The organism is Rhizobium sp. BK399 (genome assembly GCF_014194695.1).
GTDB lineage: Bacteria > Pseudomonadota > Alphaproteobacteria > Rhizobiales > Rhizobiaceae > Rhizobium.
Genome location: NZ_JACIAH010000020.1, coordinates 24,297 through 49,092, shown reverse-complemented (window position 1 = coordinate 49,092; position 24,796 = coordinate 24,297). Strand labels below are relative to the sequence as shown.

Genomic DNA, 24,796 nt, shown 5'->3' with positions numbered 1-24,796 from the left:
CTTTTGCGATGATCATCCTTTGCTGTTGCGTTGTGTCGACTGAACGAACTCGCTGTGAAGCGACTCCATGCGATCGTTGAGAAAATCGATAAAACTGGGCGCAACCGCTTTGTTGAAGCTGATCTTCGACCCAGACTTGGCATGACTGACAGTCGCAATCAGAAAACCGTTTGCGCGAATTTCGGTGGCGGCTTTCAGTGAGGACGCCGGGCCAGCTTCGGACTTCAGAGCCGCGAGAGCGACGGCAAACCGATCCTTGGGGCCGCCATGTCTGTCCTGGCCGAGCGCCTGGCGGATACGGTCTGCCCCGCCCGGGCTGGCGGCGAATGCATCGGCGAAATCAATCCAGCGACGACGGCCAATCTCGGGCGAGGGACCAATTTGCACCAAAACGTCTCGCGGGATTGCCGTTGCGATCCGCAGCATCTCGGAGAGATGCGACTTTCCGGTCGCAAGTGATGCGCAGATGACATCGCGCCGGTAGCCTGCCTGCTCCTGCGAGAGCGCAAATGCACATTTCTCGATAAAGGACAGATCGTTGCGGCTGGCGTTCTCCTCGCCCTGAAAGATGATTGCTTCTTCATCGCTGAGCTCACGCACGATTGCTCGGAACTTCAACCCGAGCATTTTGACTGCGGCGAGGCGACGTCGCCCGAACACGATCTGATAGGGTGCACTATCACCCTTGAAAGGACGGATGAGACCGGGGACGATCTGACCGCGCTCCCTTATCGACGCAGCTATTTCCTCGACTGCGGCCTCGTCGTAGGCGCCATCAAAGCGGTCCGGGATGGAGGATGGCGCGACGTCAATCGGGTCGACGTCCACGACATGGTCTGCATCTTTCAGGAGTCTGTCGAGAGCCTCGCCTTTTTCCTGGATCTGCCGAACCCCCGCCGCGACCTTGAGGAGGTGCGGTGACGAGGTGGGCTTCACGCTCGGCGCGGCGCTCGGCTGCTCAAGCTGACCGAGCACGTTGGCGAACATTCCGCGGGAATCCTTGCGGCTCATTCGCGCCCCCATGCCGCCCAGAGCAGCTTCTCGATCTCGGCATTGGCAGCGTTGATGGACTCCATGGCTCGGTCATAGGTTTTGGGTGCCGAGAAACGCGAACGCTGCACCTCGTAAAGGCTTTGCTTCCAGGTCAGGGCATCGGCAACCGCGGTCGATTTGGTTACCATGTTCAACAGCAGGTCCTCACCGAAGACCTGCCGCATCAATGCGGTCATGTTGGCTTGTGGATGATCGTTGGCCTCGAACTTCGTGACGAGAAACTTTGCAAAATCCCATTGTGCAGAAGTCCCCATCTCGCTCAGGATCTGCATGTAGGACGAAGCAAGTTCCAGGAACTTTCCCGTTGAATCGACGTCCAGCATGTGCGCGGGGACCGGAATGATCACGCCGGTGGCAGCCGTCAGGGACGATAGTGTGAGGAAGTTCAGGGAAGGGGCCGAATCCATCAGGATGACGTCATAATCATCGGCAACCTGCTCAAGCGCCTGGGATACGCGCAGCAGGAAGCTGGTGCCCCCATTCTTGCGCATCTCGAGTGCAACCGCGGTCTCGAACTCGGTCAGATCAAGACCGGCACAGATCACATCGAAGCCAGCAATATGGGTGGAGTGGATGAGGGACTTTGTCGGTTTCGGGTCCGTGAAGCGGATGGCCGCATAAAGCGTCTCATCTTCGCGCGGATCGAAATCGGGAAGCATCCCATGCAGGCTGGTCAGTGACGCCTGGGGATCGAGATCGACTGCCAAGACGCGATAGCCCTTCAGAGCGAGGTAGTGGCCAAGGTGAATTGTCGTGGACGTCTTGCTCGATCCGCCCTTGAAGTTGGTGACCGCGAGGATCTGGCACTCTTCACCGGCCACGCGTCTCGGGTTCATCCACTTTTTGCGGCCCTTTTCGGCGAGCATCAGGCGCAGTTCGAGGATTTGCTCGAGCGTGTACATGCGCCGGCCATTGGTGGTGGTCTCGGGCGCTGGCCCTTTTTCCTTGAGAACGATCTGCCTGATATAGGCTTCCGACACGTCGAGAAGCCCTGCGACCTCTGACGAAGAGAATTTTCGCATCTCGCGGCGCGCGTCAGGTGGGTACTGCGCCATCGAAAGATTTTGCAGGGCAAGCTCCAATTTGGTGGAAAAGCTCTGCATAAAGTCGAGGCTGCTCAGATGCCGATTCACGTTTCTTCCCTCAGTTCGCTTCAATGATCCAGATGCTGACATCGTTCGCGAATGATTGTTTTGCCAGTTGTTTCGCCAGATGGCGATAATTCGATAAATTTCCGTAGTTTGAGAACTAGCTCGATTCGAGAGATTCGGCAAATGCTTGGCGCCGGCCGCGTCTCTCCGGAAACGGCCAAAAAGCGCCCGCGGGATGGCGCTCGGTCAGTCCAATCTGGCCGCCTTTGCAGGACCAAGGTCTGATCTGCCATGGACCTATGGTCTGAACTGGACCGTCATACCATCGTAATGTTTGACGCGCAGGCCGATCGGAATAATGTTCACGGTCCAGACGAAACTGGACGGCCCGACGATGCGGGCCCCGGCTTCGATTACCAAAGCACGGTGCCACCTGTCACGATTGAGGAGATCGGCCAGTCATGAAAACAGCAATCCGCGTTGCAGTGGTCGATGACCATCCGCTGTTCAGGGAAGGAGTGGCGCGGAGCCTGTCAGAAATCGAGGGGTTCAAGATCGTCGCGGAAGGAAGCTCGAAGGACGATGCCATCAAAGTTGCAGAGGATCAGCAGCCCGACGTATTGCTCCTCGATATTTCGATGCCCGGTGGCGGCTTGAATGCAATCTCCGCGATTCTGGACCGTCTACCGACGCAGAAGATCGTCATGCTGACCGTGTCGGAGTCCAGTGACGACGTGACGGCAGCACTTGATCGTGGTGCGAAGGGCTATGTCCTGAAAGGCGTCGGGGCAAGAACCCTTGCAGAAATCATTCGCAATGTCGCAGATGGTGAAAGCTATGTGGCGCCGGCCCTTTCGGCACGGTTGCTGTCCAACCGTGCCGCGCCCGAACCGAGCAAGCAAAGCGCGATCTCAATGCTCACAAACCGTGAGCAGGAGGTGCTTCACCTTGTTGCGTCGGGAATGAGCAACAAACTTGTTGCACGCAAGCTCGAGTTGCATGAAAAGACAATCAAGCATCATATGACCCAGATCATGGCCAAGCTCGGCGTTGGAAATCGAACCGAGGCTGCCATGACCTTGCGCGATGTCATTGACGAGCAGAACGACCACTAGTCCATTGCACATTTCAAACCGGGACAGACGTCGAATATTTGACCCGTTTCAACGCGAAATGCGACGATGACGTTGCCACCGCATGGTGTGTCAGTATGCCTTTCATGAGCAAGCGCTCGTAGTCCTTTACGTCAGCGACAGCGACACGCAAGAGATAGTCCCAGTCTCCTGACATCGAGTAGCATTCGAGGACTTCCTGGTGACTTTCGGCAAAACGCTCGAAGTCGCTCCTCGCGGCCGGATCATGCGACTTCATGCGAACCTGGCAGAACACGGTCAGGCCGCGGCCGACCGCCTCGGGGCTGACAAGCCTGACGGTTGGTCCAAGCATTCCGGATGCCTCGAGCGCCTTGATCCGACGCCAGCAGGAGGCAGCGGAGGCACCCACGCGCTCCGCGAGCGCCGCGTGGCTGAGGGAGCCATCCACCTGCAGCAGTTGAAGGATCTTGCGGTCCACATTGTCGAGTTCAGACGATTTCATCAGCTTCTCTCGGTGTCGATGCACATTTCTGGCGCAGTGGTATTCTGGCTGAATCCCGCCGCATCCGGACATGCTCATGCACGATGCACGCAGTGAACAGCGCAATGCTGTGACGAGAAAGACACCGAGAAAAGTCCCGACGAAAAAGAACGTTCCCGAGGAACCGCGCCGAGCTGTCCCGAGCCGCGGCGCCGATGTCGTCGATCAGGTCGGCGCACCGAAAAGCGTGAAGTACCCCCAGGCGGCGACAAGCAGGGCAAGCACGCCGGCTGCTATGGCAAGCTTCCGCAAACGCGGCCTTGGTGGCCTTGGCGGCTTTGGACGTCGGAATTGGATAACATTGTCGTTCATCTGCAGGCTTCTCCGTCGAGGCCTACCTGTTTCGGGCGAACCGTGGCGGATGTCAAAAAGAAAAAGGCGCTCAACCCGGTCGGGGAGCGCCTTTTCTTTCCCGGACAGCAAACGCGACCAGCCTCAGCGGGCAGGTCTGCAGGCCGTCGATACGGGCGGTGAGCGGTAAATGGCACCCCTTCTTCGAAATATCAAGAGGCCGCGGAAAATACAGTTTCAGTTCATATCGCGGGCCGGATTGATTATTCCGATTGTCAGACATTTTCACTATGCTTTCCCGGGCACGCGCAAGTCGACGTGCCGGGAGCGATGAGGAAGGACCAGGTGGAACAACGGGCGAGCAAATCATCAATTCACCGGGCGCGTGCGGGCTGAACAAAATGATACGGCCCGGAAAACGGCTCCACGCTTGCGCCCGGGCGCCGTTTCCGGTCGTCCGATCGACGGTTCCCGCAATCCGGTCGACCAGAGCAGCAATCTGCGATCGTGTCGTCTCGTCACGGGGTGCGCCCAAGAAGACGTGACCGGGTCAGGAACCGCCTCTCCCGTCCATTGTCGAGTGAGAACATTCCGCCACGACCGGGAACGACGTCTATGATCAGCTGCGTGTGCTTCCACGCCTCGAACTGGGTGGCGCTGATATAGACAGGGACCCCGGCAATCTCCCCCAGCTTGATGTCGTGGTCGCCGACGACGAAATCACCCGACGGGTAGCACATTGGCGACGAGCCATCGCAACAACCGCCCGACTGATGAAACAGAATATCCGGATGATCCCGCCGGATCTCCTTAATCAATGCTATCGCGGTGTCCGTCGCGATGACACGGGGCTCATCCTTCATGCTCAATTCCATCCTTCTCCTCCTTCTTCCGGCCCGCTCCTTCAGTGGAGCGGGCCATTCGCCGCAGGAGTGACCTCAAAAGAAACCGAGCGCCTTTGGGCTGTAGCTCACCAGCATGTTTTTCGTTTGCTGGTAATGATCGAGCATCATCTTGTGGGTTTCGCGACCGATGCCTGACTGCTTGTAGCCACCGAAGGCGGCGTGGGCAGGATAGGCGTGATAGCAATTCGTCCATACCCGTCCGGCCTCGATATTGCGGCCAAACCGGTAGCAACGATTGGCGTCACGGCTCCAGACGCCGGCACCGAGCCCGTAGAGTGTATCGTTGGCAATCTCCAGTGCCTCGGCCTCATCCTTGAACGTGGTAACAGCAACGACCGGCCCGAAGATTTCCTCCTGAAAGATGCGCATCTTGTTATGCCCCCTGAAGATGGTGGGCTTCACGTAGTAGCCGTTGGCGAGCTCACCGCCGAGTTCATTGCGCGATCCACCTGCGAGGACCTCGGCGCCCTCCTGCTTGCCAATATCCAGGTAGGCAAGGATTTTCTCGAGTTGCTCGTTCGAGGCTTGGGCTCCGATCATCGTCGCTTGGTCCAGGGGATTTCCCTGTCTGATGGCTTCGACGCGCCTGACGGCTTTCTCCATGAAACGGTCGTAGATCGATTCCTGAACCAGAGCGCGACTGGGGCACGTGCAGACCTCCCCCTGGTTCAGCGCGAACATAGCAAAGCCTTCGAGTGCCTTATCCAGGAAATCGTCCTCTTCACTCATCACATCGGCAAAGAAGATGTTCGGCGATTTGCCGCCAAGTTCAAGCGTCACCGGGATAAGGTTCTGGCTCGCATATTGCATGACCAGTCGGCCCGTCGTCGTTTCGCCGGTAAAGGCGATCTTTGCGATGCGAGGACTGGAGGCCAGCGGCTTTCCAGCCTCCAGGCCGAACCCGTTGACAATGTTGAGCACGCCCGGAGACAACAGGTCACCGACGAGCTCTGCCCAGACGAGCAGGGATGCAGGCGTCTGTTCGGCTGGCTTGATGACCACGCAATTGCCGGCAGCAAGAGCGGGAGCGACTTTCCACGCCGCCATCAGGATCGGAAAATTCCAGGGTATGATCTGGCCAACAACGCCGAGCGGCTCGTGAAAATGGTAGGCAACCGTATCGTGGTCGATCTCGCCGATAGAGCCTTCCTGCGCGCGGATGCAGGAGGCAAAGTATCTGAAGTGGTCGATAGCCAGCGGAATGTCAGCCGCCATTGTCTCGCGGATCGGTTTGCCATTGTCCCACGTCTCGGCTCGCGCCAGAAGCTCGAGTTTGTCTTCCATTCGCTGAGCGATCTTCATCAGGATATTGGATCGCTCGGTCGCCGATGTCCGTGCCCAACCCGGCCTGGCGGCATGTGCGGCGTCGAGTGCGGCATTGACGTCGAGTTCGCTCGAACGCGCCACCTCGCAAAGCTTGCCTCCGGTGACAGGGGTGACGTTGTCGAAATAGCGTCCTTCAATAGGCTCGCGCCACTCGCCCCCTATGAAGTTGCCGTAACTCGTCCTGAATGGCGACTCGACGATCTTCTGATGCAGCATGTCATCCTCCCTTCAAAGGTCCAGGTTCTGGAGTGAACCGGTGAGAGGAAGCCTGCGCGAGTTTTGCGGCGTGTGAAAGCGCCGCCAAGGGATACCGCAGTGCACTGTGTAGCACTCCTGCGACAGCGCGGCGCTGGCGCTGTCGCCATCAATGCAGGTTAAGTCTTTTCATTTTCCGGTGCAGCGTCGACCGGCTCATGCCGAGTGCAACGGCTGCCTGGGAGACGTTTCCGCTTGTACGGGACAGGGCACGCAACAATGCCGCGCGCTCGGCGTCGACGAGGTCCTGGTTTGGTGCCGGGTTCTGTTCCTGCAGTGCATCGGCCGCGGGCAGTCCCGCGGAAAGACGCCTGTCGTCCAGCTTAAGGGCCAGTCGCGCAGCCCGCGTCGCGCCAAGGACGAGATCATGGCGGTCGACGGCAAGGAGCGCCGCGGTCGGATTGCCAGCCGTCGGAACGACAAGGAAGCGGGCACCTGGAAAAGCGCTCCGGAACAGATTGACTTCGATACGCAACGCCGCGTCGCGAACCATCTGTGCGAGAATACCCAGTGTAACCTCGTTTACGTCGTCGCGGCATGACGAGATGTCCAGCGCAGCAGCCAATTGTCCGCGGTGATCGCGAATCGGTGCAGTCGTGCAACTCAGGCTGATGTTGGAGCTGAAGAAATGCTGATCCCGCAAAATGGTGACGGGCCTGTCATCCGCGATCGCAGTCCCGATCCCGTTCGTACCGATGCTGGCTTCGGTCCAGATGGACCCGGGCCACAGTCCAAGTTCATGGAAGTGCCTGTCATCCCCCGCGATGCCGCGGCGTTCCAGCGCAACCCCTTTATGGTCACTCAAGATCAGGCAGCAACCGCTCTTGCCAACTGTCGCGAACAGCCGATCGAGTTCGACCGAAGCATCTGCAATCAGGCTTTGCGAAGCATCACGGGCCTCTTGGAGCTCATGCTCACTAACACGGATCGGCGGTCGCATTTGTTCGGGCGAGAGCCTGTGCATGGCGATACATCGCCGCCATGACGCAACGACAGACGAGTTCGCGGCGGCAGAATCCCTTTGAGCTGAGGTATAGACGTGCTCTGCATGAGCGGCGAGTTCGTGCATTGGCTCCTCCAACCAATTCTTATTGCAGCTTGGCTCAAAGCCGCCGCTTTGGCAATTCTCGGCCGCCCGGTTGTGTTTTGGACTGCCGTGATTGCAGTGGGTCATGTGTCGCAATATTGCGCCACATGACCTGTGTCGGCTTGGCTGGCGTAGCTGGGGGCGGGGCTAAAGCTGCTGCCCCGTCCGAAACCGTAAGGAGTTGACGCGGTGACGCCGTTCACGCCCTCGAGATTCGCCAGCTCCTGTCCTCGAACGTGAACAACCCCGCCGCTGCCTTGTCGGGCATGGTATCCTCGAGGAGGCTGACCTGCCGGTACTTGCGCCAATTGGCGTGAAGCTCGAGCTCGAATGGACCAGCAGCGGGCCCCGAGCACTGCGTGCGAGCGCCGGTATTCCATTCCGCGTCGCGGACGCCCGTGCGCTCGAGGCGTTGATGCAATGTAAGCGGCCTGAGGTCTTCCTGCGATCTGAAAATGGATCAGTTCTTAAGGGCACCGGTCGCCATTCCATCGGTGATGGGCTTGAAGGAGAGAGGGTAGGGATGGCCGAATGCTTGGCAGGTCGCTTCAAGGCACACGCATGGGGCCTGGCGAACGATTACGGGGCTTTCCTTTGGTATCAACGCAGACCGCGATCTCGCGAGGAAAAAAGTGCCAATGCCCCATATACAAAGGGTGCATCCGTGGCGACGGTCGGGAACTTATCCAATGATTTCATTGTTTGATCTCGCGCAAAACGAGTGTCACGGCGAAGTCACGACACACAGCGCGCGGCCTATGGTCTAAGGTTTCCGGGGTAGAGTGAACAGGAAGGCACCAGTAGCGTAAACCACGCTGACGGTGACAGTGGGTGTATGCCGATTGTTTATAGACGCATGACCAGGCAAGAGGCGCTGGAAAGCGCGGATATAATTGTGGAAGCCTACGCCAAGCATCCCTGGCATGAAGAGTGGACGATCGACAACGCAGTTTCGCGGATCGACGAACTGACGACGACACCCAAATGCCTGGCCGTGGCGGCATTCGATGGAACACAGCCGATCGGTTTTGCCTTCGGACTTCCTCACACCTCCGTCATGGGACGGGGTATCCATATTGCCGAGATCGCAATAAGACCGAATCACCAGCGCGCAGGCATCGGTTCGCGCCTATTGAACCATCTGGAAGCAGAAGCCCGTATTCTTGGGTTCGTTTTTGTCTGGCTCGTCTCCCGCAGCACCGGCGGGGTTGCGGAGTACTACAAGAGCAATGACTACGAGCACTCCGAAAAGCTCTGTGTCTATTCCAAGAAATTGAAATAGGCCGGCGCAACATGCGCCGGCCTCTCCCCCAACGTCCCCTCATCTTTATCAGTTCAGGCAGATCGAGCCCTTGGTGGCTATCGCATCCGCCAATCCATCATGCGAACCGTCGCCGATCTCGCGCAGAACCTCATTCAATGCCATGCCAAGGCAATGCATTGCCCCGGAAAGATCGATATCCTCCGCAGCGCCCTTGGCGAAGGCGATCATCCGGGCCAGCGCGACGAGTTCGTCCAACTCGTCGGAAGACCGCTCATCGCTCCGCAAACCGATCGTCCGGCATTCTGATGTCGCACTCATCTCTGCTCTCCCTCGAACAGGATGGAGATTAGTCGCGGCACGCGCAAAAGGCCCGTGAAAAACCCGTGACACACGTTCTTGTTGCATTGTGCCGTAGCGAGTGACTATTCACCGTTCCATAACGGCAGCGTGTTGTTGAAAATCCATTGCGGTGCGTGTGGCGATGCCTCGAGATCCGCATCCTTGACCGCCCTTACAAGCGCGCCCGCATCAGCTGCTTTCTGATCGACCTCCCGTGAAATGAGGACAGGTAACAAGGCCCTTCTTTCCGCATTGGTCATGTTTGCATTCTCAAGAACCGTTTTCCATGTCCTTTTCTTGAAGAACGTCACTGACGCAGCGCGCTCGATTTCCAGACGGTGGGCCGGATCAAGTTCGCCGCAAACCTCGATGGCATCGAGTGTCGCCCTGACATTGACCATCGGGACGGTGAGTGGCCGGTAGCCGAGCTCGGATGGCCCGTGCAGCAGTGCTACGTCGGCGTCGTCAACGATTGCGCCGGACACATAGTCTTCATAGATCCGGCCGATCCCAACCATGCCGAAGGTCCTGCACTCGGCTGCCCGAAGCGCTCCCATGCTTGCCGCTCCGAAGACATGAACCCGGTGCGAGAGGGCATAGAGGATTTCCTTGTGCAGCACGGGGGCGGTGTATTCGAACCCTCCATCGACAATACCGATGACCTGTGCCCCGCTGCGGACGGCCGCAAGCACGTCGCCCTGAACCGCCGGCGGGCGGAAAAGGATGTCGGTCGCCATGGGGTGTGCATTCGCAGGCAGGCTCGGCCCGACGAACACGACCCTCATGAGCAAATTGCCTTTGCAAGCGCACGCGGACCGTAAAGGTGTGCACGCGCCCCCTCGGGGTTCTCGAGCGCTGGCATGAAGACCTTGACCACATGGAAGGGAAGGGACGGCGGCGCGAGCGACAAGGCAATCGCCGGACCGACGTCATGAGAACGCAAGATATCGAGCACCACGCGGAGGTGGTCCGTGACGTTGCCCGGGCAAAAAGGGGCGGGGCTGTCGCGGCCAAGCGGAACGGCATCCAGGAGGCGCAAGGTCTCGGCGGGCGCCGGCGTGCGAAACAGCTCGGCCGGAATGTCGTCCCGGGCGCCGCTGATGTAGGTCATTCTGGACTGGACAGCCTCGGTAACGGCCCTGATCGCCGCCCTTGCCATGGAAAGGTGGGCGCCGCTGCCACCGGTGACTTCGACAAAGCGCGCGCCTTGACGGTGCGGTTCACGCGCACCCATGACTGCCGTGACGCAGGGAACCCCGATGTCGGTCGTCATATCGAACAGCCTGATATCAAGTCCCGCTGTTTCGATGGTCGCAAGCAGTCCGTCCAGAACGGGGTCGCCGATGCAGGCGGCATCGAGACAACTTGCAAGCCGATCCTCCTCGCTTCCAACCTGCCAAAGACAATAGGCGTCCCGTTCGATCCGCTCGAGTAGGCCATGCAGGATGGCTTCCTCAGGCGTATTGCCGGACGCGAGCCCGTCGGATGACATCCAAAAGCGATTGTGTCGCGTTCTGTCTAGCACCGCCGCATCGACCGGGACGTAGACCCCCCTGTCGGCCAACAGATCAGCGCCAAGCCCCCAGTCGACCTCCTCGTCTGGTTGGATTTCCTGCTGATGGCGACCAATCAGGGAGGGAAGGGAATCGAACGCCAGACCCTCGGCCTTCAATTTCCTCGCCGATGCACGGCGCACTGAAACAGACGGGGCGTTCGCCACAACCCGCTCCAGCGCCTCCATGATGGCCGACACCCTGGCGTCCTCGTCGGTCAGCCCCTTGCCCTGGCTGATGGCAATCGACCGACCGTTTGGAATGTAGGCGCACCACACGGGAAGGCCGATGAAGTCTAGTCCGGTGTGCCGCGCCACACGTGTGATGCCAAAGCCCGCCAGGAGCGGAACGGTGCGCAACAGCGTCTCGCTGGCCGCAACGGTACGGTCGGTGTAACGCGCACGATCAGACAGGACCAGAACTCAAGGCTCCACGTGACCGGAGAAGGCTGCCTTCGCCGAAGAAACCGCCACAGCGAAATCCACCTTCTTGACGACCTTGACGCCGCCCTTCCTCATTGCTGCTATTTTGCCCAGGTCGCCAGGGGCAGAATCCAGTGCTTTCACCGTCCCCGCTTCCAGATCCGCAATATAGAGCGTGTCGTCTCCTTCGACGCCGAACACAACTGCCTTTGTCATGACATTCCCTCTCCAGTTGATAAGCCCGTTAAAATCCCGCCTTCAAGAGACCCTCACGGTAGAGATCCTTCTGCCATTGCTCCTTGAACGGCACGACGGATAGCCACTTTTCGACGTCGAACACCGGATTGAGAGCCGCAGCACGCTGTCGGTAGACATGTGCCCGCCTGCGATCGCCCATCATTGCCAAGCTTGCAGCCGCGATGCGATGGGCCGGTGTCTTGTCCTTCATCGCTTCGACGTAGGCAACCGCATCCTCGTACTGCTCGAGAAAGTAGCTCGCCCCGGCGGCACACCAGAGGTAGCTGTCCGGCGCCAGCGGATTAAGCGCGATCGCCTTCTTGATCTTTTCCAGTGCGTCCCCCGGTCGGGAGGCATGGACCAGCGTATCGGCATGGCTGTAGATCACATCGGCGAAGTGGGGGCTCAAATTCTCTGCGTGGCTGAGCGCAGCGACGCTCTCATCGACGTCCCCGAGATAGAGCTTTGTCACGCCGAGCTCGCGAAACCCCCCGGCAGAAATCTCATCATACTCGATGGACTTGACTGCGTTCTGCTCGGCGAGGTTCAGAAGCTCCGAATTGCCCTGAGCAGTCACCAGCCACTCGCTGGTATAGCTTCGGGCCAGGCCCGTGAATGCCGGGGCGAAACCGTGGTTGTATTTCAACGCCTCCTTGAAGGCTGACCGGGCCCTTCGGATGTGGGGCAACGTCAATTTCCCAATGAGGCTCGCACCAACGAGGTAGGCATGATAGGCCTGCGGATTGGCTTCCAGGCTCAACCGGCCTTGCTCGTTCCTGGCAAGTTCATCAGCAACAGAGGATGCCAGGTGTTGTGCGATCAGACGCCGCTGGGTCGGCAACGTTGCCGCGTCCATCGGAAATCGCATCGCCCAGATAATTTCGTCGGTCGGGAAAAAGACGAGCTGGGCATAAAGTCCTTCACCTGAGTGTCGCGTGTCGAGGAGATAGGAGATCGAGTGGCGCGCGATGATGGCCGCCTTGTCGGAATCGCGACGGATCTGCTCTGCGGTGTGGGGAGCGACGATGGAAAGGTTGCGCAGTGCACATAACTCGATCGTCACATCCTCGACAAGCGCAGCGGCAAGCTGAAGCCCGCCAATGCCTCCCTGCGATGTCGGGGGAAGTAGCACCAACCGCGGCAGGCGGCCAAGCCCACGCTGGTCCGGCGGATCGCCGTCAGCCGTTGGGGAGCTGGCCTCAGCCATCGCTCGAAATGATGGCATTGCCGGCTGCTGACGGCTCGCTGCAATTCCGGGAAGTGATTGCAGGATTGCACGAACCGGCTCATCGGTCGGATTCTGTTCGAGGATCTGGACGGCTGCTCCAGATATAGTGCGCGAATCCTCAGTGCTGGTAGCAGAGCCGGCTGCCTCCAAGAGCACCTGGCGCATCTTGGTCAGATGGATTTCCTCTTGCCTTGCGATCCAGTTGTCGATGGCCTTGTTGACCGATCTCACGCTGCCGGCGAAATCACGCTGAAGTAGTTCGCTGACCGCCTTGAGTTTCTCCATCGGTGGCCGAAGCTCGTCGAATACCTGCAGGTCGGCGCTCAGCACTCCGGTTCGCAACCGGACAGCCGATTGCGTGATTTCGAGTGGTGCCCTATCGCTTTCATCGATCTGGCGTATGCGTGAAATCAGCTTCCTGAGGTTGAGACCCGCCTGATCCGGCTCCGCGTCAGACCAGAGAAAGGCGGCAATCTCCTGACGCGTCAGCGTATGATCGGTGCAGGTAAAAAGATAGGCTATCGTCAGCAATGCCTTTGCGGGATATGCCAAGGCATTGCCCGTACCATCGGTCATGCGCAATTCGCCGAAGGTCCGGAGATACAGCACGGACTATCCTCTCAGATTGTCCACTCGGTCCCAACTTTCGGGCTCGTCAGCGGCGGCCTGTGATGAGCCGAGGCTTCTTGCGAGTGCGAGCAGGGTGCGGCGGATATTCGGATCGTCGATCGCGATGAAGGCCCGCGTGAGGGCAAGGCCTTCCTTCGATGCGATGAAGCTTGCCACCTCGTCTGCATGCGGGCTGAGGTGCTGTCCCATGCCACGGTCATTGCCTTCCTCGAAAAAAAAGCCGATCGGAACTCCGAGGACTTCCGAGATCCGCTGCAGACGACTGGCGCCGATACGATTGACGCCCTTTTCGTATTTTTGCAGTTGCTGGAACGTGATGCCGAGTGATTCCGAAAGACTGACCTGGCTGAGGCCAAGAAGCTTTCGCCGCTGCCTGACCCGATCACCAACATAGGCGTCAATGGCGTTTGGAGTTTTGGCCTTCATGACAATCCCCGTTGCTCGTGTCAGACTAGCATTATATGAATTTTGCCGAAAAATACAACCGAGAGTAAATTTATTCAAGAACCTAAATGCTATTGCCACAATTTCTTGTAAAAGGCGTGAATGTCGCGTCCCTACTCTGCTTCAAAACGTGGGAACGACCAACAGAACGCGGCCAACCGACACCGATCGGTGGTGATATACAGTTCGCGACTCTATCTATGCTGGTGTCACGTCGATTTCACAAGCGCTTCCTTTTTTTCTGATTATGGTCATGGCTAGGGTAAGTTGAGGTCCGGGCGCCTTGCTCAACTCATTTCAGCGTAAAGCGCACATCGCGTGCGCCCGATTGGCGGGAGAAAGAGCATGCAACTACGAGCCATAGAGGTCAATCATGCGGACAGGCTTTCTGCCTGCCGGGAAAAACTGGAAGAGGCCGTCTACCAGATCATCAAGGGTGACAAGGTTTTGGATTTCACGCCGACCGAAATCGCCATGGCGATCGCCGACATTGCGGACGACTATATACTTGCAGCCTCGAGGAAGCGCGCCGCAACACACTGAGCGCGCCGCGCCTTGAACCGTTTCATAAACGGCTCAGTTGCGACCCATGCGTGACAGGGCAATTCGCAGAGACTCGTCCGATACCGATATTAGCCCTCCATAGGGGTGGGCCATGTCGTTGACGATGAAGATCGCTCCGCCCACGGATATCGCACAGACCACGACGATCGATATGACCGTTCCGTTGAAGGGCGATAGCAGGCCAAACGTGAAAAAGATCACGATCAGCCAGAACGTCAGCACGACGAGAAATGCGCCCGGCAGACCGTCCTCGCCTGTTTCAAGGACCAGCCAATGGGACTCTGCTATGGCGCCACTGATATCAAGCGCCCGGTTCTTGAGAAGGCGCTTGACCTCATCGTCAGGCGTCAATGCTCTCAATGCCCTCTGAACCGGTTCGATACCAGGGTCGTCCTCGGGTGAACTGGCGATCGCGGTCCGCTTTCCCCCTTCGAAACTGCGCTCAATGCGAGCCGAAACGAGGGCCGAGAGCTGCTTTCGAACCTCGACAAGCCCTGGACCATACTGCGCCAGGACGCGATCCAGGAGGACCAGCCTTGCAGCCGATTCCCTGAGTTCGGTTTCGGCGTCATCAAATGTCGTCTTCGCAGACGCGACCAGAAAGCCGAGCGCGAGGGCCGCGAGAGTTCCAACGATCGCAGTCGCAAGCTTGATGGCCTCCTTGGACTCCGTCGAAAGGTGATGGTTGGGAAGGCGGCGGCTGATCAGCGCACCGACGAGTGCGCCCGACGCCAGAAGCAGGGCGATGATGCATCCGGTAGAGAGTGCTGTCATTGTGAAAGAATCCCGCCTCGCGCCTTCCTATCGAAGCGAAGCGGCGGGATCTCGTCAAGCGGTGTGCTGGCTAAGATCCTAAGGACTGCCCTCAAAAGACGAAAGACCCCGGAAAGTCAGCGCTTTCCGGGGCACGGGTCCTCTAATGCGAGTTGCCGTATTCCTGCGACTTACGGCTGCGTGGTGCCGCTCGTCGACGGATTTGCCGGTGCCGGTGCTGCAGGTTCACTGGATGGTGCAGCCGGGGCAGGCGCTACCGGCGGCTTCACCGGCTCGGTCTGGGTCGTTGAGGCCGTCGGATTCGGGTCAGTGCCAGGGCGATCAAACCATTCGGTGATCGCAAAGGCTGCGACGAGAATCACCGCGGCAGCCACAACCCATCCGAGCCATGAGGGGCCTTTTCGACGCACGGGCACGGTGCGCAGATCCGGATTGGGATCGGGGTTTCGAACGGGATCATTGGGGTCATACGTCATCGTTTTCTCCTCTCTGCAGGAAGAGAAATGGTTTGTGCGCAAGTTTGTTCCCGATAGTGGATCTCCCATCCCGGCCGAGCCTGGCCGGGATGGTCCGCCCGCTATCCCCAATGTTTGGTCCCAGGGATGCGCGCGAGCAGGTGGTGATATCTGTCAGTCCGGCCTTGCGTCCAAGGCATACAATATGCCGCGAAGCTCGGCGAGGCCGCGCATCCGTCCAATTGCCGGATAGCCAGGCGTGACATTTTTGTTCAGATCGTCGAGCATCCTGTGTCCGTGGTCTGAGCGGAAGACAATCGACTGGCTCGGACTGCGGCGCCGGTCTTCTGCAACAAGCTCCCTGAGGACCGCAACCATATCGACGTCGCCCTCCAGGTGCGCACTCTCGTGAAATGTCCTTCCGTCGCCTTCCCGCTTCGTCGCACGCAAATGCGCAAAGTGAATCCTCGATGCGAAGCGCCGGGCGATCGCCGGCAGGTCGTTGTCTGCACGCACACCAAGACTGCCAGTACAGTAGCACATGCCGTTGGCGGCTGATGGAACTGCGTCGAAGAGTGCCGCATAGTCCTGTTCCGTCGACGCGATGCGCGGCAGGCCGAAGAGTGAGCGGGGTGGATCATCGGGATGCAGCGTCAGCTTCACTCCCCGGGCTTCGGCGACCGGTGTTACCGCCTGCAGGAATTCGATGAGGTGTTGGCGCAACCGATCCGCATCAATCCCGGCATAGGCGGCGAGCTTGTCGCGGAACGCAGGGATGGTCAGCGGCTCTGTCGTGGAGCCAGGCAGCGCGGAGGTGATGATCCGCGTGATCTCCGCAACCTCGACTTCGTCCATGGATTTGAACACCTCAGCGGCGCGTGCCTTGTCGTCTTTAGAGTATTGCTTTTCGGCGCCTGCGCGCTTCAGCACGAAAAGATCGAAGGCAGCAAATTTCTCATGATCGAACCGCATGGCTGTCGCACCGGTTTCGATGACGTGATCAAGGTCCGTGCGCGTCCAGTCAACGACGGGCATGAAGTTGTAACAGACGATCGGGATGCCACAGGCTGCAACCGCTTCCAGGCTTGCGATCCACGCCTCGATCTCTGACTTGGCGCGGCCGCCGTTGCGCTTGACGGCGTCGGGAATGGGAATGCTTTCGACGACCGACCATGTCAGCGTCGATCGCCCGGGTGGGGTCGTCTCGATCATGCTCTGGCGCTCACGCACGCCAGCTTCGGTCCAGGCTTCGCCGATCGGGACCTGATGCAGCGATGATACGATGTTGGTTGCCCCGGTTTGACGAACCTCGTCGAGTGTCACCGGCGCCTCAGGCCCGAACCACCTCCATCCCTGGCGCATGTCTTCCTCCTCCTTTTCTTGTTCAGGTAGCAGCGCTGCTGATCATCTCAGCAGAAATAATCCGGATATCGGACGCGAAGCTCGGCGACATCGGGTATGACAGCGCTCAGGTGGTGCAACATGGCGGCTCGAGCCGCTGCGGCGTCGTGAGCGGCGATCGCGTCGCGAATGAGGCCATGTTCGTAGACGACGTTGTCCATGCGGCCGAGCACCGGCAATGTCAGGCGGCGTGCTCTGTCAATCTGGACCTTCACCGTCTTGAGGATCCCCCAGATGCCTGGATAGCCCGCAATGCCGGCGATTGCCTCATGAAAGGCCTCGTCCTCCTCGTGAAATGCCGATGTGTCGTTGAGGGCAGCAAGTGACCTCTGCCTCGAAATGACGGTGTCGAGCCGCGCGATATCTGCCGGTGTCGCCACTTCGGCTGCGCGTTCCACCGTTGTTCCTTCAAGCGATTTGCGCACCACCACGGCCTCGGGAATTGCAGCGACCGGAACCCGCGACACCACCGTGCCCGACTGCGGGTAGATATCCACGAGCCCTCCCTCGGACAGGCGCAGCAATGCTTCCCGGACCGGGGTGCGGCTGACGTTGAATTCCTCTGCGATCTTCTTTTCCTGCAACACCATTCCGGGAGGCATGCGCAGCGCGAGAATGTCGCTGTAAAGTCGCTCGAAGATTGCATCGGCGGTCGTTGCGCGACGCAGCTTCGCAGACCTCTCGGCTCCCGAACCTATGGCCGCCGGAATGGAAACAACTGCTGCCTGCATGAAACGCCCTGACGTTGACTTGCCCGCGAATACTAGTATATCAATTTGATGCGACTGCCAAGGCACACCGAGGAGGACCGGTGCTGCCCGCATTCACTCCAGGAGGTTTTGCGCATCTGAATAAGACGGCCCCGGTCCCACGCATTGAACGGCACGGGAAGCACCGCTTCGTGCCGCGGCGTCCGGTAACAAGAGGAGGAGAAACAGAATGAACATTACCCGCAGAACATTTGTTTGCACGGCAACAAGTGCCTTCGCAGCAACCATGTTGCCATTGAAGGCCTTCGCCCAGGCAAAAAAGCCGGCAGGCCCAGTCACCATCACCATCGCTGACGTCGCCGGCAATCTGGCGCTGACGCAAGGCATGTTCGAGGCCTATGCCGCCGAGAAGGCCGATTGGGTCTCCAGCTTCGCCTTCACCAAGGCGCCAGCCCCTGAGCTGCCTGGAAAGATCAAGGCTCAGCAGGCAGCAGGCAAGGTCGATATCGATCTCGTCCTGACGGGAACCGACGCGCTTTCTGCTGGTCTTGACCAGGGTCTGTGGATCGATCTCGCTGCGCACAAATCGGAGCTTCCGAACCTCGAACAGATCCTGCAGCCGCAGGCCTTCAAGATGCAGGGTCTTGCGAAGGACCAGGGCATCGTCATTACCTATTACCCCTCCGGCCCGCTGATCGAATACATGCCCGACAAGGTGCCGACGCCGCCGAAATCGGCACAGGAACTGCTTGACTGGGCAAAGGCGAACAAGAACCGCTTCATCTACGCCAGACCAGCAAATTCCGGTCCTGGCCGCACCTTTCTCATGGGACTGCCCTATCTTCTAGGCGATAAAGACCCGCGCGATCCCGCCAAGGGTTGGGCGAAAACGTGGGACTATCTGGCCGCGCTTGGCGAACACATCGAATATTATCCGACCGGAACCGGCCAGGTGATGAAGGAGCTGGGCGAGGGTACCCGCGACATCGTCGTTTCGACGACCGGCTGGGACATAAATCCACGCGCACTTGGCATCGTACCGGCCGAAGCCAAGGTCCAGAAGCTCGATGGCTTCCACTGGGTGACCGATGCCCATTACGCTGTCATTCCGAAGGGCGTGTCGGACGAGAAGGTCGGTGTTGTCATAGATGTCCTGAATTACATCCTGCAGCCCAAGCAGCAGGCGATTGCCTACGACGCCGGCTATTTCTATCCGGGCCCGGCGGTCAAGGACGTCACCCTGGAGATGGCGCCACAGGAAAGCCAGGACACGATCAAGGAATTCGGCCGGCCGGAATATGCCGACTGGATCGCCAACAATCCGCTGGAAGTTCCCCTCGAGCCGAAGCAGCTGGTGGAGGCCTTCCGCATCTGGGACGAGAAGATCGGCGCCAAGAAGGGCTGATCCCGGAAATGGCCGGCCCGGAGCGACGGTCCGGCAGCCTTATTCTTCAGATGGAGAGTGGTTTGACCTCGGTTACGAACACCGCACCGACGCGCAAGAACGCACGTCTTGAACTCGACGGGATGCGGCGAACATTCGGCGCGTTCAACGCCCTTAATGGCATCGAGCTTGCCATCGAACCAGGAGAGTTTGTTGCCCTGCTCGGCCCATCTGGTTGCGGAAAGTCGACCGCACTGAACTGCATCGCTGGTCTGTTGGCCCTCTCCGGAGGCGAAATCCGGCTTGGCGGGGCACGTATCGACCAGCTCGAGCCGGAGCGCCGCGGTTTTGGAATGGTGTTCCAGAGCTATGCCCTGTTTCCCCACATGAGCGTTTCGAAGAACGTCGGATTTGGCCTTGCGATGCAAGGCATCAAAGGCGCGGACGCCGACCGCCGCATCCGCGAAGCGCTGGCGCTGGTGCGCCTCGAAAGTCAGGCCGACAAGTTGCCCGGCCAGCTCTCGGGCGGCCAGCAGCAGCGCGTGGCGATCGCACGCGCCATTGTCATACGACCTCCGATCGTGTTGATGGACGAGCCACTCTCGAACCTCGATGCCAAATTGCGGCTCGAAATGCGCGCCGAGATACGGGGTATCCACGACCAGATCGGCTCCACCACCATCTATGTGACGCATGACCAGGATGAGGCCTTGTCGCTCGCCGACCGCATTGTCGTCATGAGCCAGGGCAACATTGAGCAGATCGGCACACCGCAGGATCTCTACCAACGCCCGGCCAACGTCGAGGTCGCGGATTTCATGGGCTTCCGGACGCGTGTGGCGGGCCGAGTTACGCGCGTTTCGGCCGAGCAGGCCGAGATCGAGGTCGCCGGCGCCCGGGTTGTCGGCACGCTGCGGTCGCCCCTGCGTGTCGGGGACGCGGCCATCTTGTCTGTCCGCCCCGAGGATCTAGTCGCGACAGGCGGCGATGGAATCGCCGCAACCGTCAGCAGCATGGAATATCGGGGTCGCGCCTTCTTCGGGATGGCACGGGCGGCCGATGGTAAGGAGCTCTATTTCCGGGCGGACGAACCGTTGCCTCGCGGCGCAGCCACCCGATTGCAGCCTGCCGTCGGACGAGCTCTGATTTTTGCCGGAGCAGGCAAATGAGCAGGCCGACGCTGCAAACACGGCTTGCCGCCCGCGGTCTCGATGGCACGACGCTGCTTCTGCTGCCTGGGCTGTTGTTCATGGTCGCGCTGTTCGTCTATCCATTCTTCTATGGCCTTTTAGACTCCCTCATGCCGAAGGAAGGCGCCTGGTATACGAACTACGCGAAGTTCTTCGGTGACCCGTTCCAGTACCAGACCATCGCCGCAACAATGTGGCTGGCGCTGCCGGTCACGGTCATCAACCTCGCCTTCGCTGTGCCGGTCGCTCTTCGCGTCCGTCTCATGCGCAGGCAGCGCCTGCTGACGACCATTCTCGTCCTGCCGATCACGCTGGGGACCGTTTTCGTTGCAGATGGCTTGTTGACATTTCTCGGGCCCCGGGGTTGGTTCAATCACTCGCTGCTGCTCCTCGGCATTCTCGACTCACCGGTAAAATTGACCAACAATTACTGGGGTGTTTTCGCCTCGCTTGTGATCACAGGTTTTCCATTTGCATTCCTGCTTACCCTGTCCTACGTGACCGGCATCGATCCCGCGATAGAGCAGGCCGCGGCCACGCTCGGCGCAACTCCGCGACAACGATTCTTCCGTGTCTTCCTGCCACTCCTGGTGCCCGGCCTCGCCGTAACTTTCTGCCTTGCCTTCGTGCAGGCCTTCGCGGTGTTTCCCTCTGCCGTGCTCCTCGGGGCGCCAGCCGGTCCCACGCGCGTAATCTCGATTGCAGCCTACCAGGCTGCCTTCGAACAGTATGATCATTCTCTGGGGTCGGCGATCGCCCTCATCATGGGCGGCGTCGAACTGGTGGTGGTGCTCGCGGTCCTGGCGACCCGTTCCCTGTTCTATCGCGGCCCGGCCGGCGGCACGAAAGGTTAGTCATGATCCGGGACCAAGGCATCACATCGAAAATCTGGCGCTTCGCCATCTGGGCACTTGCTGTCCTTTTCGTCCTCAACCTGCTTGCGGTGATTGCCGCTGTCGTCGTCAATTCGTTCGCGACGCGCTGGCTCGGCACATGGCTGCCGGCAGGCTGGACAACACGGTGGTACTTCAGTGCCTGGAAGGAATTCCAGCTCTCCAGTGTCGTTCTCGTCACCTTCGAGATCGTCTTCACGGTCGTGATCATCTCGGGAATTCTCGGCGTGACAACGGCCTATGCATTGGCTCGCCGCGACTTTTTCGGCAAGCGCCTCGTTGTGCTTTTGTTCCTGCTGCCGTTGCTGATCCCGCCCTTGACCTACGGCATCCCGCTGGCCACCGTCCTCTATCAGCTTGGCCTCGGTGGAACCTTCTGGGGCGTGGTGCTGATCAACATCGTACCCTCGCTCCCCTTCGTGGTCCTCGTCATGATCCCGTTCATAGAACAGATTGATCCGCGGATCGAAGCTGCGGCACGGGTCTTCGGCGCTGGGACGACGAGCCTCTTCCTGCGCATCCTGCTGCCACTCCTGCTGCCCGGAATGCTCGCCGCCTTGTTGCTGGTGCTGGTGCGCACCATTGCCATGTTTGAACTGACGTTCCTGATTGCCGGGCCAACGACACAGACCCTTGTCGTTTCGCTCTACTACGCCGTTTTCGCGTCAGGTGTCCGAGCCGGCCAATCGATCGATGCGATGGCTGTCGTCTACATGGTAACAACCCTGTTCTGGCTTGTACTGGCGTTGCAGTTCGTCAATCCGACGCAGATCGTGGCAAGAGCAAAACAACAGGGGACCCACTAGCGCGTCTATGGCGGGACCGCCTGGCATTACGACAAGACGGTCCTCGCATATGGGGTCTATCGGCAGCGTGCCTCGTAGGTTCTGCCGTACCGGTCACGATACACACAATAACCGCGACGTTCGGTCGAATGTCCGATTAGCGCACCGGCTAGGCCGCCAGCGACGGCGCCGACTGCGGCACCTCCCCAGCTGTTGCTGACCGCACCACCAATGACGGCACCTGTGCCCGCGCCGATCGCAGTTCCCTTTTCCGTGGCCGTGCATGAGGCCAACGCCCCCACCATGGCTGCAGCCAGGACAATTTTTCTCATTCCGCTCTCCTATCATTAAAATATTGCGACACAGCGCTATAACTAGGGATCATATCATAAGTTCCAAGGGACTTAGGTCCGACCCGAAACCGGGTTTGTCCCGTCCGCCTAGCGGTATTCGAGCCGCTATTCACCGGACCAATCAATGCTTATAACGCCATGGCCGACACAAAATGGATACCCCATGACCGATACCGTTCTTGATCGCTTTCTTCGCTACGTTGTCATCGACACCCAGTCTGATCCGGCTTCGCCAACCCAACCGTCGACCGCGAAGCAAATGAATCTGGGCCGCCTCCTGGTAGATGAACTCAACGCGATCGGCCTTGTTGATGCGCATCTCGACGATCATGGCTACGTCTACGCGACGATCCCCTCGAATACTGAAAAGACTGTTCCGGTCATCTGTTTCTGCTCGCATATGGATACCGCGCCGGACTTTACCGGTACCAATGTCAAACCGCGCATCTACGAGAACTACCAAGGGGGCGACATCGAGCTCGCAAACAGCTCAAAGGTCATTCGGGTTAGCGAAAATCCGGCGCTCCGGGATCAGATTGGCCACGACATTGTCACGACGGATGGCACGACACTGCTTGGAGCCGACGACAAGGCCGGGCTTGCCGAGATCGTGGCGGCCGCCCAGATCCTTGCAAATAATCCGGACATGAAGCATGGCACGATCAAGCTTCTGTTCACGCCGGATGAGGAGATTGGACGCGGTGTAGATCGGGTCGACCTTGCCAAGCTGGGCGCCGAGTTTGCCTACACGGTTGATGGCGAAACTGCCGGACACATCGAGGACGAGACATTCTCGGCCGATGCCGTGGAGATTGCGATATCGGGCGTCGCCATTCACCCGGGTTTTGCCAAGGGCAGGATGGAGAACGCCATCAAGATTGCCGGCGCGATCATCGATCGGTTGCCGAGCGACGCAGCGCCTGAAACAACGGAAGGGCGGGATGGCTTCATCCATCCGGTCGCCGTTACCGGATCAATGGAAAAGGCCGCAATCAGCCTGATTGTCCGGGACTTCGAAGAGTCCGGCCTTGCCGCAAAGGAGCGATTGCTCGAGGGGATCGTCAAAGAGGTGATGGCTGGTTACCCCGGCTCTTCGCACACCTTGGCCATCAAGGAGCAATATCGCAACATGAAGATGGTTCTCGATCGCTATCCCCAGATTGTCGAGAATGCGATGGAGGCCATCCGCCGCGCCGGTATGACGCCGGTACGGGGGAGTATTCGCGGCGGGACGGACGGCTCAAGGCTTTCCTTCATGGGATTGCCGTGCCCCAATATCTTTGCCGGCGGACATGCCTTCCACTCGCCGAAGGAATGGATCAGCAGGCAGGACATGGAAAAGGCAGTTGAAACGCTGGTCGAGCTTGCCAGGATCTGGGAAGAAAGGGCGGAAGTCGGTTCGCACGCGCTTTCGACATCAGCCGGGATTGATCGTTGATATCGGTATCGCTCGACTGCGCCCTGCCATTCACATTGCGATCATCAGGCAAACGTCTCGCCGGGTCTCGATTTATCAACCGGCCGATCGCGGCGCTCCTCTGCCTGGGCCATCGCCTTCACCAGGGCGACAATCTTCTCGCGAAGCTGCGTGTCGGTAATCTTCAAGAACGCCCGGTTGAGCGCCAGGCCATCCTTCGATGCCAGGAACTCCGCCACCGGGTCTGCCGTGCCGATCTCTGTCCCTGGAAGGTTCAGCGGCTGTGAGTCGTCCTGCTGGAAGAAGAAACTCGGTGATACGCTCAGGACGTCAGCAATCCTCTGGAGCCGGCTCGCTCCTATCCGGTTCAATCCCTTTTCGTATTTCTGCACCTGCTGGAAGGTAACGCCAATCTGCTCCGCCAGCCGTTCCTGGCTGAGACCCATGAGTTGCCTTCTCGTTCTTACACGGGAACCGACATAGCTATCGATGGCATTCGGTGTCTTTGCATTCATTGTAAATGTTCCATACCGAGGTAGTGTGGCGTTCATCGCCCGACTAAACGGCAACGCACTCACGTTATTTGTATGAGACGAACCACAAATTCAATCGCTAGTTCATACAACTTGAATAATATTGTCTTGCGACGATGTGACTTCAACCTGAACAGCTGCAACGTGCAGCCATTTCGGGTGATGGGCCGACCACTGGTTTACATCACGGTCGGAATAGGAGGATCCCTATCGATCATGAAACCGGATCGGTCGGATCTCGCGGTGAACGATCTTCAGCGATCTATCGGGCTGGATCATGTAGGTCTCTTCAACGCGCTGACCGTACATATCGATGAAATTATGCGGGAAGGTCGAGCCGGGAGGAGACTTGGTCAGTTTCGTGCGGGGCTGTCCACCGTATATCACGCTCCCGGGGATAGGAGCGAGACCGGGCGAGGAGAAGTCCTTCGCGCCCGTACATCCGGCGAGAAAAGACAGGCCAATCAGTATCACGGCGATCCTTTGCATCGGACAAGTGCTCCAACTCAACAAGCAATATAAGCCAATCCTCCGCCCCGGACAGGTACATGGTGGGGGCGGCGCTGGTCCTTTGTCC

29 protein-coding genes are annotated in these 24,796 nt (G+C 59.1%); 8 read left to right on the top strand and 21 right to left on the bottom strand.

Annotated features, from left to right (window positions below):
* Positions 1–12: 12 nt before the first annotated feature.
* On the bottom strand, positions 13–1,011 hold the full coding sequence (gene repB, locus FHT97_RS26985; RefSeq protein ID WP_183864759.1) for a plasmid partitioning protein RepB: 999 nt from the start codon (positions 1,009–1,011) through the stop codon (positions 13–15).
* A complete protein-coding gene (gene repA, locus FHT97_RS26980) occupies positions 1,008–2,186 on the bottom strand; it encodes a plasmid partitioning protein RepA (protein ID WP_183758123.1) in 1,179 nt (392 codons plus the stop codon). Before repA ends, repB begins: the two co-directional genes overlap by 4 nt.
* A 419-nt stretch (positions 2,187–2,605) precedes the next feature.
* Here repA and FHT97_RS26975 point away from each other — a divergent pair, with 419 nt between their 5' ends.
* Positions 2,606–3,259: a response regulator transcription factor gene (locus FHT97_RS26975; protein WP_183758125.1), complete on the top strand. Its 654-nt coding sequence runs from the start codon at positions 2,606–2,608 to the stop codon at positions 3,257–3,259.
* Between the two features lie 13 nt (positions 3,260–3,272).
* On the opposite strand, the gene FHT97_RS26970 is transcribed toward FHT97_RS26975, so the two are convergent.
* From FHT97_RS26970 to FHT97_RS26945, 6 genes are all read right to left on the bottom strand, one after another.
* A complete protein-coding gene (locus tag FHT97_RS26970; RefSeq protein ID WP_183758127.1) occupies positions 3,273–3,740 on the bottom strand; it encodes an Lrp/AsnC family transcriptional regulator in 468 nt (155 codons plus the stop codon).
* Positions 3,741–3,944: 204 nt separating this feature from the next.
* Positions 3,945–4,091 carry a hypothetical protein gene (locus FHT97_RS26965; protein ID WP_183758128.1) on the bottom strand — a complete coding sequence of 49 codons (147 nt, stop codon included), beginning with the start codon at positions 4,089–4,091 and terminating at the stop codon, positions 3,945–3,947.
* A 497-nt stretch (positions 4,092–4,588) separates the two neighbouring features.
* Entirely contained in the window at positions 4,589–4,945 is a 357-nt protein-coding gene (locus tag FHT97_RS26960; protein WP_183864758.1) for a DUF779 domain-containing protein, read from the bottom strand.
* A gap of 63 nt (positions 4,946–5,008) precedes the next feature.
* Positions 5,009–6,517 carry an aldehyde dehydrogenase gene (adh, locus tag FHT97_RS26955; protein ID WP_183864757.1) on the bottom strand — a complete coding sequence of 503 codons (1,509 nt, stop codon included), beginning with the start codon at positions 6,515–6,517 and terminating at the stop codon, positions 5,009–5,011.
* A gap of 148 nt (positions 6,518–6,665) precedes the next feature.
* Positions 6,666–7,625, bottom strand: a complete 960-nt coding sequence (locus FHT97_RS26950) for a helix-turn-helix domain-containing protein (protein ID WP_183864756.1) — start codon at positions 7,623–7,625, stop codon at positions 6,666–6,668.
* 217 nt (positions 7,626–7,842) lie between these two features.
* On the bottom strand, positions 7,843–8,064 hold the full coding sequence (locus tag FHT97_RS26945) for a hypothetical protein (RefSeq protein ID WP_183864755.1): 222 nt from the start codon (positions 8,062–8,064) through the stop codon (positions 7,843–7,845).
* Between the two features lie 474 nt (positions 8,065–8,538).
* Between FHT97_RS26945 and FHT97_RS26940 the strand changes: the two genes are divergently transcribed.
* Entirely contained in the window at positions 8,539–8,925 is a 387-nt protein-coding gene (locus tag FHT97_RS26940; protein WP_348649650.1) for a GNAT family N-acetyltransferase, read from the top strand.
* Between the two features lie 48 nt (positions 8,926–8,973).
* Here the strand turns inward: FHT97_RS26940 and FHT97_RS26935 are convergent, their stop codons facing one another.
* The 6 genes from FHT97_RS26935 to FHT97_RS26910 form a co-directional block, all read right to left on the bottom strand.
* Positions 8,974–9,225, bottom strand: a complete 252-nt coding sequence (locus FHT97_RS26935) for a hypothetical protein (RefSeq protein ID WP_183758140.1) — start codon at positions 9,223–9,225, stop codon at positions 8,974–8,976.
* Between the two features lie 104 nt (positions 9,226–9,329).
* Positions 9,330–10,031, bottom strand: coding sequence for a TfuA-like protein (locus tag FHT97_RS26930; RefSeq protein WP_183864753.1), 702 nt, complete (start codon positions 10,029–10,031; stop codon positions 9,330–9,332).
* Positions 10,028–11,212: a YcaO-like family protein gene (locus FHT97_RS26925; RefSeq protein WP_183864774.1), complete on the bottom strand. Its 1,185-nt coding sequence runs from the start codon at positions 11,210–11,212 to the stop codon at positions 10,028–10,030. The genes FHT97_RS26930 and FHT97_RS26925 overlap by 4 nt, the downstream gene beginning before the upstream one ends.
* 9 nt (positions 11,213–11,221) lie before the next feature.
* The gene (locus tag FHT97_RS26920; RefSeq protein WP_183758144.1) at positions 11,222–11,437 is read right to left on the bottom strand and encodes a hypothetical protein; all 216 of its coding nucleotides are present in this window, start codon (positions 11,435–11,437) and stop codon (positions 11,222–11,224) included.
* Positions 11,438–11,465: 28 nt separating this feature from the next.
* On the bottom strand, positions 11,466–13,295 hold the full coding sequence (locus tag FHT97_RS26915; protein ID WP_183864752.1) for a peptide antibiotic resistance protein: 1,830 nt from the start codon (positions 13,293–13,295) through the stop codon (positions 11,466–11,468).
* A 3-nt stretch (positions 13,296–13,298) separates the two neighbouring features.
* Positions 13,299–13,742 carry a helix-turn-helix domain-containing protein gene (locus FHT97_RS26910; RefSeq protein ID WP_183864751.1) on the bottom strand — a complete coding sequence of 148 codons (444 nt, stop codon included), beginning with the start codon at positions 13,740–13,742 and terminating at the stop codon, positions 13,299–13,301.
* Positions 13,743–14,105: 363 nt separating this feature from the next.
* Between FHT97_RS26910 and FHT97_RS26905 the strand changes: the two genes are divergently transcribed.
* On the top strand, positions 14,106–14,303 hold the full coding sequence (locus FHT97_RS26905) for a hypothetical protein (protein WP_183758150.1): 198 nt from the start codon (positions 14,106–14,108) through the stop codon (positions 14,301–14,303).
* Positions 14,304–14,336: 33 nt separating this feature from the next.
* On the opposite strand, the gene FHT97_RS26900 is transcribed toward FHT97_RS26905, so the two are convergent.
* From FHT97_RS26900 to FHT97_RS26885, 4 genes are all read right to left on the bottom strand, one after another.
* Entirely contained in the window at positions 14,337–15,098 is a 762-nt protein-coding gene (locus FHT97_RS26900; RefSeq protein WP_183758152.1) for a DUF4239 domain-containing protein, read from the bottom strand.
* A 170-nt stretch (positions 15,099–15,268) separates the two neighbouring features.
* Positions 15,269–15,574, bottom strand: coding sequence for a hypothetical protein (locus tag FHT97_RS26895; protein WP_183758154.1), 306 nt, complete (start codon positions 15,572–15,574; stop codon positions 15,269–15,271).
* Between the two features lie 153 nt (positions 15,575–15,727).
* The gene (uxuA, locus tag FHT97_RS26890; protein ID WP_183758155.1) at positions 15,728–16,915 is read right to left on the bottom strand and encodes a mannonate dehydratase; all 1,188 of its coding nucleotides are present in this window, start codon (positions 16,913–16,915) and stop codon (positions 15,728–15,730) included.
* A 47-nt stretch (positions 16,916–16,962) separates the two neighbouring features.
* Positions 16,963–17,685 carry a GntR family transcriptional regulator gene (locus FHT97_RS26885; RefSeq protein ID WP_183758157.1) on the bottom strand — a complete coding sequence of 241 codons (723 nt, stop codon included), beginning with the start codon at positions 17,683–17,685 and terminating at the stop codon, positions 16,963–16,965.
* A gap of 208 nt (positions 17,686–17,893) precedes the next feature.
* Between FHT97_RS26885 and FHT97_RS26880 the strand changes: the two genes are divergently transcribed.
* The 4 genes from FHT97_RS26880 to FHT97_RS26865 are packed head-to-tail and all read left to right on the top strand — an operon-like array spanning position 17,894 to position 21,937.
* Positions 17,894–19,069, top strand: coding sequence for an extracellular solute-binding protein (locus FHT97_RS26880; RefSeq protein WP_183758159.1), 1,176 nt, complete (start codon positions 17,894–17,896; stop codon positions 19,067–19,069).
* A gap of 50 nt (positions 19,070–19,119) precedes the next feature.
* Positions 19,120–20,217, top strand: coding sequence for an ABC transporter ATP-binding protein (locus FHT97_RS26875; RefSeq protein ID WP_183758213.1), 1,098 nt, complete (start codon positions 19,120–19,122; stop codon positions 20,215–20,217).
* A complete protein-coding gene (locus FHT97_RS26870; RefSeq protein WP_183864750.1) occupies positions 20,214–21,092 on the top strand; it encodes an ABC transporter permease subunit in 879 nt (292 codons plus the stop codon). The genes FHT97_RS26875 and FHT97_RS26870 overlap by 4 nt, the downstream gene beginning before the upstream one ends.
* A 2-nt stretch (positions 21,093–21,094) precedes the next feature.
* The gene (locus FHT97_RS26865) at positions 21,095–21,937 is read left to right on the top strand and encodes an ABC transporter permease subunit (RefSeq protein ID WP_183758163.1); all 843 of its coding nucleotides are present in this window, start codon (positions 21,095–21,097) and stop codon (positions 21,935–21,937) included.
* Positions 21,938–21,993: 56 nt separating this feature from the next.
* Here the strand turns inward: FHT97_RS26865 and FHT97_RS26860 are convergent, their stop codons facing one another.
* Entirely contained in the window at positions 21,994–22,248 is a 255-nt protein-coding gene (locus FHT97_RS26860) for a YMGG-like glycine zipper-containing protein (protein ID WP_183758165.1), read from the bottom strand.
* A gap of 184 nt (positions 22,249–22,432) precedes the next feature.
* On the opposite strand from FHT97_RS26860, the gene pepT reads away from it, so the two are divergent.
* Positions 22,433–23,707 carry a peptidase T gene (gene pepT, locus FHT97_RS26855; RefSeq protein ID WP_183864749.1) on the top strand — a complete coding sequence of 425 codons (1,275 nt, stop codon included), beginning with the start codon at positions 22,433–22,435 and terminating at the stop codon, positions 23,705–23,707.
* 44 nt (positions 23,708–23,751) lie between these two features.
* On the opposite strand, the gene FHT97_RS26850 is transcribed toward pepT, so the two are convergent.
* Together FHT97_RS26850 and FHT97_RS26845 are read right to left on the bottom strand one after the other, a co-directional pair.
* Positions 23,752–24,201, bottom strand: coding sequence for a helix-turn-helix transcriptional regulator (locus FHT97_RS26850; RefSeq protein ID WP_183758168.1), 450 nt, complete (start codon positions 24,199–24,201; stop codon positions 23,752–23,754).
* 225 nt (positions 24,202–24,426) lie between these two features.
* Positions 24,427–24,708, bottom strand: a complete 282-nt coding sequence (locus FHT97_RS26845) for a hypothetical protein (protein WP_183758170.1) — start codon at positions 24,706–24,708, stop codon at positions 24,427–24,429.
* Positions 24,709–24,796: the final 88 nt, after the last annotated feature.